The organism is Spiroplasma endosymbiont of Amphimallon solstitiale (genome assembly GCF_964030965.1).
Taxonomy (GTDB): domain Bacteria; phylum Bacillota_I; class Bacilli_A; order Mycoplasmatales; family VBWQ01; genus Spiroplasma_E.
In genome coordinates, this window is sequence record NZ_OZ034999.1 from 1394257 (window position 1) to 1409490 (window position 15234).

At 23.5% G+C, this 15234-nt stretch carries 15 protein-coding genes and 3 pseudogenes; 17 read left to right on the forward strand and 1 reads right to left on the reverse strand.

What is annotated here, in order from left to right:
- The first annotated feature begins 260 nt into the window (after nt 1–260).
- From AAHH39_RS08710 to guaB, 14 genes and pseudogenes are all read left to right on the forward strand, one after another.
- Nucleotides 261–509, forward strand: coding sequence for a hypothetical protein (locus AAHH39_RS08710; protein WP_342217780.1), 249 nt, complete (start codon nt 261–263; stop codon nt 507–509).
- Nucleotides 510–524: 15 nt separating this feature from the next.
- Nucleotides 525–956, forward strand: coding sequence for a hypothetical protein (locus AAHH39_RS08715; protein ID WP_342217781.1), 432 nt, complete (start codon nt 525–527; stop codon nt 954–956).
- 504 nt (nt 957–1460) lie between these two features.
- Complete coding sequence (locus AAHH39_RS08720; protein WP_342217782.1) at nt 1461–2276, forward strand: hypothetical protein; 816 nt, start codon at nt 1461–1463, stop codon at nt 2274–2276.
- Between the two features lie 73 nt (nt 2277–2349).
- Complete coding sequence (locus AAHH39_RS08725) at nt 2350–3348, forward strand: glycosyltransferase family 2 protein (protein ID WP_338956955.1); 999 nt, start codon at nt 2350–2352, stop codon at nt 3346–3348.
- 4 nt (nt 3349–3352) lie between these two features.
- Nucleotides 3353–4048, forward strand: a complete 696-nt coding sequence (locus AAHH39_RS08730) for an RDD family protein (protein ID WP_342217783.1) — start codon at nt 3353–3355, stop codon at nt 4046–4048.
- A gap of 35 nt (nt 4049–4083) precedes the next feature.
- Nucleotides 4084–6270, forward strand: coding sequence for an ATP-dependent helicase (locus tag AAHH39_RS08735; RefSeq protein ID WP_342217784.1), 2187 nt, complete (start codon nt 4084–4086; stop codon nt 6268–6270).
- 95 nt (nt 6271–6365) lie between these two features.
- Nucleotides 6366–7310 (forward strand): IS30 family transposase, encoded by a 945-nt coding sequence (locus AAHH39_RS08740; protein WP_342217458.1) that lies wholly within the window; start codon nt 6366–6368, stop codon nt 7308–7310.
- 189 nt (nt 7311–7499) lie between these two features.
- Nucleotides 7500–7817 (forward strand): hypothetical protein, encoded by a 318-nt coding sequence (locus AAHH39_RS08745; protein WP_342217785.1) that lies wholly within the window; start codon nt 7500–7502, stop codon nt 7815–7817.
- Nucleotides 7818–7982: 165 nt separating this feature from the next.
- On the forward strand, nt 7983–8921 hold the full coding sequence (locus tag AAHH39_RS08750; protein ID WP_342217786.1) for a hypothetical protein: 939 nt from the start codon (nt 7983–7985) through the stop codon (nt 8919–8921).
- Between the two features lie 300 nt (nt 8922–9221).
- Nucleotides 9222–10853: an APC family permease gene (locus tag AAHH39_RS08755; protein ID WP_342217787.1), complete on the forward strand. Its 1632-nt coding sequence runs from the start codon at nt 9222–9224 to the stop codon at nt 10851–10853.
- Nucleotides 10854–11053: 200 nt separating this feature from the next.
- Nucleotides 11054–11176 (forward strand): hypothetical protein, encoded by a 123-nt coding sequence (locus AAHH39_RS08760; protein ID WP_342217788.1) that lies wholly within the window; start codon nt 11054–11056, stop codon nt 11174–11176.
- Nucleotides 11152–12498 (forward strand): glutamine-hydrolyzing GMP synthase, encoded by a 1347-nt coding sequence (gene guaA, locus AAHH39_RS08765; RefSeq protein ID WP_342217789.1) that lies wholly within the window; start codon nt 11152–11154, stop codon nt 12496–12498. Before AAHH39_RS08760 ends, guaA begins: the two co-directional genes overlap by 25 nt.
- 12 nt (nt 12499–12510) lie before the next feature.
- Nucleotides 12511–12762, forward strand: coding sequence for a hypothetical protein (locus AAHH39_RS08770; protein WP_425288925.1), 252 nt, complete (start codon nt 12511–12513; stop codon nt 12760–12762).
- Between the two features lie 3 nt (nt 12763–12765).
- Nucleotides 12766–13611, forward strand: a pseudogene (gene guaB, locus AAHH39_RS13435) (IMP dehydrogenase); the annotation flags it as partial.
- A gap of 92 nt (nt 13612–13703) precedes the next feature.
- Here guaB and AAHH39_RS08785 read toward each other — a convergent pair.
- Nucleotides 13704–14627, reverse strand: a complete 924-nt coding sequence (locus AAHH39_RS08785) for a transposase-like zinc-binding domain-containing protein (protein WP_342217793.1) — start codon at nt 14625–14627, stop codon at nt 13704–13706.
- Between the two features lie 125 nt (nt 14628–14752).
- Here AAHH39_RS08785 and AAHH39_RS13440 point away from each other — a divergent pair.
- The 3 genes and pseudogenes from AAHH39_RS13440 to AAHH39_RS08795 all read left to right on the forward strand — a co-directional run.
- Nucleotides 14753–14872: pseudogene (locus AAHH39_RS13440) on the forward strand (IMP dehydrogenase); the annotation flags it as partial.
- Nucleotides 14867–14998 carry a hypothetical protein gene (locus AAHH39_RS13445; RefSeq protein WP_425288903.1) on the forward strand — a complete coding sequence of 44 codons (132 nt, stop codon included), beginning with the start codon at nt 14867–14869 and terminating at the stop codon, nt 14996–14998. The pseudogene AAHH39_RS13440 and the gene AAHH39_RS13445, both read left to right, overlap by 6 nt.
- Before the next feature lie 45 nt (nt 14999–15043).
- A pseudogene (locus AAHH39_RS08795) lies at nt 15044–15223 on the forward strand (IMP dehydrogenase); the annotation flags it as partial.
- Between the last annotated feature and the right edge of the window lie 11 nt (nt 15224–15234).

Here is a 15234-nt window from a genome sequence, read left to right on the forward strand (position 1 = left end):
TATTTTTTAATATTTTTAAAATATATGGTATAATTTAATTAACAAATCATAGAATTTGCAGTTATATTGTTAATGTTACTCATAATTCTAAGGGTTAATCTCATACGTCCGCAATAGCAATCACTAAGAAAATAAAGAACTGTGGTGGTATACCAAAGAAATGACCATTAGAACCAAAAAATGAAACAAAAATTTATATAAAAAATAATGATAGTAATAATTTTAAACTACTTGAAAAATTTGATTTTAACTTATTATCAATGATAGTCTATACTTCTAATGATGGTGAAGAATATCTTTATATGGGTACAGATAATGATGTTAAAGCATATTATCAATCATTTGGACAAGAATGATTGCAAACTATTCCTGGAACTAAAGGAAAAATTTCTTTTAATTATGTAGAAAAGTATGGATGACCAAAAATTATTCATCAATTTACACTTAAAATATTATTTTTAATTAAAAATTTGTTAAAAGTAACATTATTTAGTGTAAAAATTATCTAAAAATAACACTTTATCATGTATCATTACTTTTCTACAAAATTAAAGAAAATTTCTGCAATAATTAAAGATAATAACAATGATAAATGTATTTACGCTGCTACTACTGATGGTCAAATTTATAAAACTATTGGTGGTGATCAAAAATTTGAGGAACTTCTTACTACTGGTAGTAAAATTACTGATTTAACATTTGATAATTTAGGTAATGTTTATGCTACTGACATGTCAGGGCAAGTTTGAAAAAAAGATAATAATAAGAATTATTTTTTTAGATTTCAATTACATCCATTATCAAATTGTTTAACATCTATTGTCATTAATAATGATAACTGTATATATATATATATATATATATTGGTGATAATACTGGTAATCTTTGAAAAAGTTATGGATCATCAACCTTTGATAAACTTCAATTTAAAGTTAATATTAGTATTAAAAAATTAATATTCAATGGTGCAACTAAAAAAATATATATTGGAAGTAGTAATGGTGTTTATTATTCAGATTAAGTAAATTAGATATTTTTATTATTACTATTATTTTTGCAAAAAATAAAAGAAATAAGTTATAGATGAAGAAAAATTATTAATTAAAAAAGAATACTAACATTAATATTAGTATTCTTTTTTAATTAATATATAGTTTTCTAGTATTTTATTTATTAATTAATAATATATTCATCATTTCTATATTATTTTAGAAAAAGTAATAAATAAAGTTTAATATAATTTTTACTAAAAGTTTTTAAAAAAGAATAACTTTAATATGTGTAGAAATATATGATATATTCATATAGTTTAAAGATAATTTTATGATGTATTGTTAATTGTTTAATAGTAAAAATAAAAGTACTTTAATTATTAATCAAAGTGGAAAATTTTCTTAGCCCACACTTTATATATAATTTGATAAAATAGACTTAGAAAATATTAGAGTTAGGAGTAGAAAATGAAGAAAATTATTTTAAATCCAAATATTTGTGCTGATGAGATTGAACTTACTATTAAAAAACAAGGATGAGAAATTATTGATAAAAAATATGATTTTTATCAACCATACGTTAGTATTTTTGATAATTTAAATTATGAAGCAAAAGTAGATTTATATATTGCTTTTAAAACTGCAGGTAACTTTGTTCATAAGGTATATTGCTATTTTTTAGAATTTGATACAAATAATATTTTTAAAATATCAGAAATTAAATCACCAGAACATCCTAAGGGACAAATGACAACACGAGTTGCTGATTTTAAGTATTATAAAACTACTGGTAATCTAGGTTTTACTCCTTATAAAAGTCCAATATCTGGTCAACCATATAACTTAAGTCATAATTATCACAGTTTTTTTAATTCATTAATTGAATCAGAAGCAAGAAATGAATTAAACTATGTTTGCATTTTATTAAAATATGATAATCATGCTCGAAGCAAGAAAAGACTTCGATATTTTGTTAATTCGTATAAAAAGTTTATTAAATCATTTCTTTTTAAATTTGAAAAATTTGAAATTAGAAAAACACGTGCTTTATTAAGAGCAGAAATATTAAAAGGACAAAAAAAGCGAAAAGTTAGCAAGCCCGCAAAGCGAAACGTTATTAAACCTAATAATACTGAAACTGTTATTATTGAAGGTAATTTAAAAACTATTTTTGATCATAAAAATATGACTGTTAAAGTTATTAAAGAAACAGATAATATAGAAAAATCTACTTTAGAATCTAAAAATAAACTTAAAAATAGTAATCAAAAAAATAAAAAATAAATGTTGATAAACCTTCACTTAAAATTGTTAAAGAAGTGTTATAATTATTTATAAAAGGGAGGAAATATTTATTATGCTACTAAGTTTTATTTTATATACAACTTCATTTGAATCCGAGCACTTAGATTCTTTTTTAGCAAAGATTTTTGTAAATAAAAAAACTAATTTTGAAGTTGTTGTTGTTGATGACGGCATTAACAATGAAAATTTGGAGATATTTAGTAAATATTTTAAATTATATCCACAAAATTTAAAAATGATTACTAATTATCAAGTATCAGGTATTGCCATTAGTCGTAATCTTGGCCTTAAATATATTTCCGGACAATATGTAGTTATTTTAAATCCAACTGAAATTCTTAGCGTTAATTTTGTTGAAACAGTTAATAAAATTTTAGATAATAATAAAGATTTAGATTGTATTGAATATTGTGTTCGTTATGAATTTGATATAAATAATGTTTTTCATTCAACAATTAGAACTGAAGTTAATAAAATATATAATTTAAATACAACACAAGGAAAAATAGTCTTTGCTTTAACAACACCAGTTTTAACAACAAAAATCATGAAAGTTAGTATTATTAATGAATATAATTTACAATTTCGTAAAGAAATCCAATTTGATAGTTTATTTTTATACTCATTTTTAGCACATTGTAAAACATATTATGCAATTAATGAAACATTATTAACGTCTAAAAATAACACATTGGAAAATGATAATATTTTTGAACTAATGCATCAATGAATACATATTTTAAACTATTATAATAATTATAAAATTAAAAAAGTTTTATATGAAGAGTTGGAATATGCTTTTGTTAGATACTATCTATATACTCTTTTAAGATTTATTAGTATTTCTAAAAAACCTGCATTAATTGAAAAAACATATAATCGTGTCAAAGAAATTATTGAATTTAAATTTAAAAATTTTAAAAAAAATTCTTATTTTAATACTATTAATCCAAATGATAAATTTACCACTTATGCTCCTGATCTAAGTACTTATTTTAAGAAATATTTTAAAGATAATAATATTAGAGATGATTCAAAATATTGAGAGTAAAAAAATGAATATTAAAAAATTAGATACAACCGAAACATATATAATAGCTAAAACATGAAAACGTATTATTGCACGTATTTTTGACGTGATTTTTGTTAGTTTAATCCCATTAATAATTGGATTAATAATCCGTTATTTAGATAATAAAGATAATCAAGAATCATGACAATTAATAATTATTTTTATTATTAATATAATTGTTGTCATTATATATTTTGTTATTATCCCATGAAAATGTAAGAGTCAAACTTTGGGAAAATTAATTTTTCAAATAAGATTAGTAAATGAAAAAAATCAAGATTTAAAGTTAAAACATTTTTTTTATCGTGAACTATTTTTAGTTTTTATTCCTCTATTATTAACCACTTCAATAATTCTTTTTATGAAATTGACTTTTAATGAAAACATTGCTACTATTAATAGTAATAGTACTTTAAATTCTTGATTAAATATTCTTATTCGTTCTGTAGTTAGTTTTGATTTTGCTTGGTATTGTGGGATTATGATCGTCACTAAAATTGATAAATATCATCAGCTATTCTTTGATCGTTATCATAAAACTTTTGTCATTAACAAGAAACCACTTGCAACTAATAAAAGGAAGATATCAACTAACGTTAATGATCCACATATTCATTTAGTTTATTCTCAACCGGGAAATATTAATGATGACGAATTAGAAAATATAAATAGTCTTTAATAGTATATACTCTTACTAACTTAAGGATAAATAACATGGATAAAACAAAACTTTTAGAAAATCTAAATGAACAACAACTACAAGCAATTATTAATGTTGATGGCCCATGTCGTATTATTGCGGGGGCTGGAGTTGGAAAGACGCGGGTTATAACATATAAGATTGCTTACTTAATTAATGTAATTAAAATTGATAGTGAAAAAATATTGGCATTAACTTTTACTAATAAAGCAGCACGCGAAATGAAAGAACGAATAATGCAACTTTTAAATGATAATAACATTAATGTTAATATTGTTACTTATCATGCATTATGTGCCAAAATATTAAGAAGAGATATTCATCATTTAAATATTAATAATAATTTTAATATTATTGATCAAGAAGATCAACGAAAAATATTAAAAGATATTTTTCAAAAAGAATTTTCACATAAAGCTGAATTGCAGGAGTTAAGATTATTAAGTTCTAATATTTCTAACTGAAAAAATAATTATCTTTCTCAAGATGAATTATTAGCTGATTATCAAAATCAAGATGAGTGAATTTTACGTATCAAAGTTTTTGAATCGTATAAAAAATATCAATTTATTAATTCATGTTTAGATTTTGATGATTTATTATTATTAGTTGAACGTCTATTTAAAGAATTTCCACATATTTTAACAAAATGAGAAAAGAAATTTGATTTTATTTTAGTTGATGAATTTCAAGACACTAATGATATTCAATATAATATTTTATTGTCACTTGCTAAAAATCATAAAAATATTACTGTAGTTGGTGATCCTGATCAAACTATTTATAGTTGAAGAGGAGCAAATATTAATTTAATATTGAATTTTACTAAACAATTTCCTAATACACAAACATTTATTTTAAATCAAAATTATCGTTCAACAACTAAGATTTTAAATACAGCTAATAGTTTAATTAAAAATAATGTTCAACGTATTGAAAAAGAACTGTTTACTAAAAATGATCTTGGTAATGATATTGTTATGTATCATGCTAGTAGTAGTGATCAAGAAGCACATTGAGTTGCAACAACTGTTAAAAAAATTCATTTAAAATATCATTTAGATTTGAATAAAATTGCTATTCTTTATCGTAATAATTATTTATCAAAAGATTTAGAACAAGCTTTGATTAATAATAATATAAATTATAAAATTTTTGGTGGTTATAAATTTTTTGAACGTAAAGAGATTAAAGACATTTTGGCATATTTAAAAATTATTGTTTGAAATGATAATATATCAATGATTAGAATTTTAAATGCAACACCTAAAATTGGACCAAAAGCTATTGATAACTTATTATTACTTGCTAATGAACAATCACTAACTTTAAATGAATACTTATTTAAATTTCAGTATGGATTACCAAAAAATTATCGTCAACATTTACAACCTTTAATTAATTTAATTAATGAGATGCAAACTAATATCAAAGATGTTACTTCTTTACATAACATGGTTGAAAATTTATTAAATAAAACTAATTATTTAAAAAAACTAGAAGATAATCTTGAAAAAGAAAGAATTGAAAATATTCAACAATTATTAGAACAATTGCTTGAATATGATAGTAGTAATAATGAATTACAAGGCAAAGAATTATTAACGTCATTTTTACAAGAAGTAAGTTTATATACTGATTTAGATGAAAATAGTACTAATAAAGCCGTTAATTTAATGACAATTCACAGTGCTAAAGGTCTAGAATTTGATGTTGTTTTTATAGTTGGCATTAATGAAGGTATTTTACCTGGAATAGGTAAATTTAGTATAGAAAACTTAGATAAAATCGAAGAAGAACGACGACTTTTTTATGTTTCAATTACTAGGGCAAAAAAATGATTATTTTTATCTAGTGCCAGTGGATATTCATATATCTTGGATCGTATGAAACAACCATCTCGTTTCTTAAAAGATTTAGATCTTAAATATTTAAAAATCATTAATAACGAACACCAAGAAATGGCAGCAACTTATCAAAATCGTAATCATTCTAAATTTAATTACTATAAAGCTGATAATAAAGATAAGGTTGAAATAACTAATAATTGAAATGTTGGAGATATAATTATTCATGAAATTTTTGGGAAAGGTATTATTACTAAATTAATTGGTGATAAAATTCAAGTTGCTTTTCATAAAAATCATGGTGGTATTAGAATTATTAGTTCTAATCATAGTGCTATTAAAAAATTTGTATAAATTTATTTTTCCTGAATTGTAAAATTAAAAAGGACACTTATATAAAAATTAAATTGTGTTAATTCTATAATTAAGAAAAGAAAGGAATTAGCACAATGTATAAGTATCTGACTATTGAATCAATAATAGCAATAAAAGAATATAAAAGTTATGGATTTTCGATTCGTAAAATAGCAAAAGCCATTGATTATAGTAAATCAACTGTACATAGAGTTTGTAGATTATTAAATCAAAACTTATTACCATTAGAAATATTGAATAAAATTCAAAAAAATAAACAAAATGCAGGTAGAAAATTAATAATTTTAACTTTAATAGAAATTAATACTATTAATCATTTGTTAATTACTAAAAATTATGCTCTTGATATAATTGCTAATTTTTTAAAGGAAAATAAAATAAAAAGTATTTCAACAAAAACTTTATATAACATGTTTAAAACAAATCGAATGGGTTTTGATGAAAATAACTTATTGAGAAAAGGAAAAAATAAACCTCACAAACAAAAAGAAACTAGGGGCAGAATTAATAATTGTAAGTCTATTCATGAAAGAAATTTAATCATTCCTAATATTAAAAATATAGAAGAATTTGGTCATTTAGAAGGTGATACTATCATTGGTAAAGATCATAAAAGTTCTATTATTACTTTAGCTGATATATGATCAAAAACCACAATTCCTTTAGCAACTAAAAATAATAAATCAGAAAATATTACAAAAAGTATAATAAAATTTATTTCAAAGTTACAAAAAGGAACAGTTAAAACTATTACTTTTGATCGTGGTAAAGAATTTAGTAAATGAAAATTAATCGAAAAAAATTGTAATGTTAAGATTTATTTTGCAGATCCTGGTAAACCTTGTCAAAGAGGTTTAAATGAAAATAATAATGGTATTTTAAGAAGATATTTACCAAAATCTACAGATCTATCTTCATATAAACAAAAAGATTTAAATACTATAGCATTTCAAATTAATTCTACACCCAGAAAATCACTATCTTATAAAAGACCAATAGATTTAATACAATTATTTTAAAAAACTGTCCCATTTATATTTACAATTCAGGAAGTATAAAATTAGAATTAAGATTTATTTTAATTTAATTTTTCTAATAACATTTTAAAATTGGTGCTAAATTGCCAATTATTTTTTATTTTGAAATAACTTTAGAAAAATTAATATTTTAATAAATCTTATTATTTTAATGAAAGGAAAAAAGTAATTATGATAAAAATAAATTTAGAAGCGTGAAAAGGTTTAATTCGTAATTGAATTGAAGTTAACCCCAATCGTGATGGTCAATCAGTTACTAATAAAGTTAAACAACATGCTAACTATTTATTCCAACCTTATTATGATGGAGGATTATGAATAGGAACAACTCCTAGAGACTTAATTAATGGTAAAGAAATTATATTACATTATGGTAAAAAAGTTTTTAATAAAATAAAAGATTTAAAATCTATTACTTTGGCTTTTGTTCAGCAAGCAATTGCAATTAAAGATAAGTTAGAATTAACCTTTAATTTTGTAGAAAAGTAATGATACATGATAAAATGTTATTTTTAGAGAATTTTTACACTAAATAATGTTACTTTTAACAAATTTTTAATTAAAAATAATATTTTAAGTGTAAATTGATGAATAATTTTTGGTCATCCATACTTTTCTACATAATTAAAAGAATTAACTATTGCTGGACAGTCTTTGGGCGCTGGATATGATTATTGAGTAGAAAATAAATTAAAACAAGAAGTGCTTAAACCTTTAGTAAAGAATGATGGCTTTAATAATATTGTTGTTGCATATGGTGGTGCTACTTCAGCGGTTGGATATAATCCATGAGATGTTGCATATGGGCTATCTAATAAAGATATTAATAAAGCAGTAGCAATGTTACAACCAGCTTTGATTGAGTATCAAGAACGCATTACTAAATTTGCAGGTTTTGAAACTAAAGATATGCCGTTAAATTTAGACTTAGATATTGAAGGTATAAACTTTGATAGTGATCATATTAATGGAATGAAGGTTTTATTTACTACATTAACAAAAATGAAAAGAAATAATCAAAATTGAAACCTTAGTGTTACATTACCAGTAATGCCAACAGGGCTAGTTGGTAGAGATATTGAGAATGTTATTAAAATAGCTTTAGAAATATATCAAAAAGCAGATTTAAAAGTTGAAGATTTATTTACAATTAACATTATGGCTATGGATTATGGTGAAATTGTTGGACAAGAAGTAATTGATAAAGGTTTAACTTTTTTTGATATTGCTAAACAAGCAATTAAAAGTACTGCTAACCAATATTTTGAATTAATAAAACAATATTTTCCAAAGTCTAATTTATTACTTACTGATGTTTATCAAAAACTAGGTATTACACCAATGATTGGTATTAATGATGTAAATAATAACTATTTTACTTTAGAAGATGCTAAAGATTTATATAATTGAGCACAAACAAATAAATTAGCAAACATTAGAATATGATCATTAAATCGTGATAGTAATGGTAAGATAGATGAAGTTTGAGGAACAAATAATCACGGATTAAAATATTTAAATGAAGGTGATTTTTCAAATGTTTTTACTGGTAATTGAACTTATTGAGTAAAAAGTCCAGTTCGTAAAGTTTAATGTTTTTTTGATAATTATTATAAAAAATATCAAAATTTAAATAAGAAGAAATTAAGATTTTTTTACTCATTATTTAGGGAAAATTAAAAGTAAAATAATTAGTAATTATTTATATAACAAATTATATTATTATAATTTGTTATATTTTATTGTTTAATTTGCTAATCACTTTAAAACTACTTTTGTTCTAATATCATAAAATTTTGATAATTAAAAAATAAAAATATTTTTTATCATAAAAATATTTTTTTTAAGTTATAATTAAAAATAATTTATTTTTTGAAAGGAATTACTAATTGAATGTTTAATTTAAAAAAATTAAAATTTTGAGCAAAATCATCTCGTGCTAATAATGAAAAAATTAGTCTTAATGAATTAATATGAATTGGTTTTAACTATACTTGTGGTATTGCATTTCCAATGGCATTAATTGGCATTTATTATTGAAATAATGGTGGCGTTGGTTTACATATGCTATGAGTTATTTTATTATGTGCTTTAATTGCTGCGGGAACTGCACTTGCTTTTACTAAATGTAGTCGTGTTTATCATGACACTAATGGTGGCGCTTATGTTTATGTTCGTGGAGTTTTTGGCCGTTTTTGAGGATGAATAATTGGTTTTATTCAATATATTACTTTACCTTCAACAATTATTGTAACTATTATTTCTATGTTTCGAGTGAATTTAGATCAATTATCAATTTTTAATTGAGTTCCTGAACGATGATCGAGTTTAATTATTGATAGTATTGGTATTTTTATTTATGCTGCTGTTGCTAGTTGCATGTATTTTGGAATGAAGGGATTTCGTTGATTTGTTAATATTTCTGGTATTATTAAATGAGGTTCTGCTTTGTTTTTAATTGTTTGTGCTATTATTTTGGTAGTAACTAATAAAGGTTTAGCATTTTCACAAGCGGCTGAAGGAACAAAAAACATTAATTTAACTTTACCAAAAATTAATAATGCATTTAGTGGATTCTTCTATTTCTTTATTGGTTTTGAAACTTTTATTGTTGTTGGAAAAAATGTTAAAAATCCAACTAAAAACTTTGGTAAAGGTATTTTAATAGTTTTATTATTATCAACTATTTTTTATTTAGCTGTATCAGTATTAGTATTTGGTGCCATTACTATTGACGGTACAAATGGCCAAAATGGTTGATCTGGAGCTACTAATGAATATAATCCAAATAATGTTATATCAGGAATTGCTGGTATTACTGGTATGATTGTACTAGTTATTTCTACTTTATCATTGAAATTAAATGGTGCTATGCAAAATTCTTTATATTCTGGTGGTATGATTCAACCATTAGCCAAAGAAGGATATATTACTGAAAAATTAGCCAAATTAAATAAAGAAAATATTGCAATGCGTGCTAGTACAGCTAATTTAATTATTACTATTATTGCTTGTATTATTATGTTAATAATCCCAGATTTAATTGGTGCACCTTTTGATTTTAATACAGTACTAGGATTTTCTACTAACATTACTATTGCTGTATATATTTTTGTGTTAGCTGCCACGTGTGTTATGGGTTATCGTAAACAAATTAAAATTAAAATTTGAGAATGAATTGTTTTTGTTGCTTGTGGTTTATTTTTACTTAGTCAGTTTGTTGTTTTTAACTATGGTATGATTAATGACATGATTAATAAAAGAGGGGAAGTATTAATAGCTGTTATTATTGAATTCTTAATGTTTTGAATGTTTATTGCAATTGCTGTTATTTGATATTTTATTTATTATCAACCAAAATTAAAAATGCGTTTAGCATCAAATTTAGATTATCAAAATCAATTAGATCAAGAATTCATACCAATGACTGAAGAAGAAGCAATAAAATATTTACTTAATGAACCCGAAACAGAATTAGAACGAATTAAAATTCATGAAAATGAAGCCAGATCAGTTACAACTTAATTTCTTTAAATTATATTTTAACTTTTAAGAGTAATCATTAATAAATGATTACTCTTTTTCATATGCTCTTATCATTAATATCAATATTTTTAATTATATTTTAAAGAAATTAAAATCTATCATAAAATAATTATTACTGTAATCTATTTTATTTTTTGTCAAAAAATGATTTAATTACTATTATATTTGGAGGAAAAAAAATGATAAATACACAAGTATTGATTTTAGATTTTGGAAGTCAATATACACAATTATTAGCAAGAAGAGTAAGAGAAGCAAATGTTTATACTGAAGTTTTATGTTTTTTAGTTATCAAAAAATAAAAACATATCCCAACTTAAAAGCAATTATTTTATCTGGTGGACCATCAAGTGTTTATTTACAAAATGCTTATAAAATTGATCAAGCAATTTTTAATTTACCAGTTGCCATTTTAGGCGTTTGTTATGGCATGCAATTATTGACAAATCATTTTAAAGGGAAAGTAGAATTGGCAGATGAACAAGAATTTGGAAAATCAATTTTATATCTTGATCAACCAAATAATAAATTATTTAAAAAAGTTGCTAATCAATCAAAAGTATGAATGAGTCATGCTGATCATGTAACAAAAATTCCAAAAGATTTTATACAAATAGCTCATTCTGATTCTTCAATTTCAGCAATTGCACATTTGACTAAACCAATTTATGGTATCCAATTTCATGCTGAAGTTACCCATTCAGAATTTGGTAAGCAAATAATCGAAAAATTTTTATTTACAATAGCAAGTTGTACGAAAGATTGAAGTTTAGATGATTTTATTAGTAATCAAATTTCAGAAATTAAAAATAAAGTCCAAGATAAACAAGTTATTTTAGGTTTAAGTGGTGGAGTTGATTCTTCAGTTGCCGCTGCCATTATTTCTAAGGCAATTGGTAAACAGTTAACTTGCATTTTTGTTGATACAGGTTTATTGAGAAAAAATGAAGCAATTGATGTCATGGAAATTTATAAACAAAATTTTAAACTTAATCTTGAAATGATTGATGCAAGTAAACATTTTTTTATTGCTTTAAAAGGTGTTAAAAATGCTGAAGAAAAAAGAAAAATTATTGGTAAACAATTTATTGATGTATTTACAACAGCAGCAAGAAAATTTAAAACGGCTGATTTTTTAGCACAAGGAACAATTTATCCAGATATTATTGAATCTTCAAGTAAACATGCAAGTTCAAAAACAATTAAAACTCATCATAATGTTGGTGGTTTACCTGATGATTTACAATTTAAATTGTTAGAACCATTAAAAACCTTATTTAAAGATGAAGTAAGAGAAATTGGTTTAAAACTTGGGTTACCTGAAACATTAATTAATCGTCATCCTTTCCCTGGTCCTGGATTAGGAGTTAGAGTTATAGAAGAAGTAACAAAAGAAAAATGTTTAATTTTACAAGAAGTTGATCATATTTTTATTACCAAATTGAAAGAAAAAAATATATATAATCAAGTATCACAAGCATTTGCCACTTTGCTACCAGTTAAAACTTTTAATTATGTAGAAAAGTATGGATGACCAAAAATTATTCATCAATTTACACTTAAAATATTATTTTTAATTAAAAATTTGTTAAAAGTAACATTATTTAGTGTAAAAATTCTCTAAAAATAACACTTTATCATGTATCATTACTTTTCTACAAAATTAAAGGTTAAAACTGTGGGCGTAATGGGTGATAATCGCACTTATGATTATGTTGTTAGTTTAAGAAGTGTTAATACAATTGACTTTATGACAGCAACAAGTTCACATTTACCATGAGAATTTCTAGATGAAGTTGCAAATGAGATTATTAATAAAGTAGATGGTGTTAATAGAGTAGTTTATGATATTACATCAAAGCCACCAGGTACTATAGAATGGGAGTAAACTATGAATAAAGATTTAAATCAAAAAATAATATGTGAAGGAATTACTTTTGATGATGTATTATTAGTTCCAGGATATTCAGAAGTTTTACCAAATCAAGTTTCTTTAAAAACTAAATTAACAAATAAAATTGAATTAAATATTCCAATTTTATCTGCTGCTATGGATACAGTTACTGAATCTGATCTAGCAATTGCCATGGCAAGAGTTGGTGGTATTGGCATTATTCATAAAAATTTATCAATTGCTGAACAAGCTTTAGAAGTACAAAAAGTGAAAAGAAATGAGTCAGGTTTTATTACTGATCCAATTACTATTGGTGTTCAAACTTTAATTAGTGAAGCAAAATCAATTATGAGTACTTATCGAATTTCTGGATTGCCTGTTGTAAATGAAGAAAATTAACTAATTGGAATTGTTACTAATCGTGATTTGAAATATCTTGATAATGATAATGCATTAGTTAAAAATATTATGACTACCAAAAATTTAATTGTTGGTGATAAAACAACAACAATCGAACAAGCAAAACAAGTTATGTTAAAAAATAAAATTGAAAAACTACCAATTGTTGGTTCAAATAATAAATTGATTGGTTTAATTACAACAAAAGATATTGATAAAGCTATTGATTATCCAAATGCTTGTAAAGATGATCAAGGACGATTAAGAGTTGGTGCTGCTGTTGGTGTTGGTGAAGATACTTTAGCAAGAGTTGAGGCATTAGTTAAAGCAAAAGTTGATGTATTAGTTGTTGATTCAGCACATGGTCATAGTTTAGGGATTTTAAAAACAGTTAAAATAATTCGTAAAACTTATCCAAAATTAGATATTATTGCTGGAAATATTTGTTTTAATTTTGTAGAAAAGTAGTGGTAAAATAAAAAAAGTCATCAACTTGACTTAAAATTTGATTTTATTAAATTTTGGGATTTATTTTTTTACAAACTGAAATATAACACATTGGATTTTTGATAAGGGGTTAATCCGTAGTGTTGATATTTTCATTTCCATAAATTGAGGTAATTTTGAATATTGGTAAATCCAATGCCATGGTAATGAGTAATAAATTCTTTTAAACTTGATTGTATTTTACTGACATTACTTAATTTTTTATAATTTAATTCTTTATTTTCTTTTGATTTAAACTGCTGGATAGTGGATTTAGTTTGTTTAGCTACTGTATCATATAATACTTGCATATCACAAACTATAATTGAATTTTCTTCGATAAGTTTCGATGTTAAGTTTTCTTGTACTCATTTTTTATTTAATCTTTTAGTATTTGTTGTTTGAGCATAGATATTTCGGTTTTCATCAATTGCCATTTGAATACAACAATTTAAATCTTTAGCATTTTCTTTAATTCATTGTTTTCTTGGATCATTTGGATCTTTAAAGTTTCCTTTATGAATTTCTTTGATAAAAGTTTCGTCAACTTCAATTCTAGCTTTTAATTTTACAAATTGATTTTGTGTTTTTACTAATTGTGTTGATTTCATAAATTTTTGACGATTAAATCAGGCAGTTTTATTTGTAGTATTAATAAATTGAGAAATAATGTAAGCAGATTGACCTAAAGTAGCTATTTGTATCAATAAATCTCATTGATCATGAGATAAATGACTTCAATAAAAATAATGATTTTTAAAAGCATGAAAAGTAATATTACAACTTTTACATTTATATCTTTGCTTATAATCTTTACTACCATATTTAGTACACAAAAAAGAACTACAATCTGGACATTGAATCCCTTTCTCTTTGAATTTTTGTTCGACTGCTTCAAATTTTTCTTTTTTCTCAATTTGTTTAATTCTAGTTTTATTTTCTCTAAAAATCTCAATAAAATCTTTATCAGACAAATTATTTAAAATTTCTTTTACTGTATTTTATTCATTTAAAATCACCTCTTTAATATTAAAAATACCATATAAAAATATATTTTTGCTAATTTTACTAATACCACTACTTTTCTACAAAATTAAAGAATATTTGTACTGCAGCTGGAGCACAAGCACTTTATGAAGCTGGCGCAAATTGTATTAAAGTTGGTGTTGGTCCTGGTAGCATTTGTACTACTAGAATAATAGCAGGAGTTGGTGTGCCACAAATTACTTTTAATTATGTAGAAAAGTATGGATGACCAAAAATTATTCATCAATTTACACTTAAAATATTATTTTTAATTAAAAATTTGTTAAAAGTAACATTATTTAGTGTAAAAATTCTCTAAAAATAACACTTTATCATGTATCATTACTTTTCTACAAAATTAAAGCAAATTACTGCTATTAATGATGTTTATAATTGAGCAAAAAATAAAAACGTAACTGTCATTGCTGATGGTGGTATTAAATATTCTGGTGATATTGTAAAAGCAATTGCTGCTGGTAGCAATTGTGTAATGTTAGGTAGCATTTTAGCCGGAACAGAAGAATCACCAGGTGAGGAAATTATTGTTTTAATTTT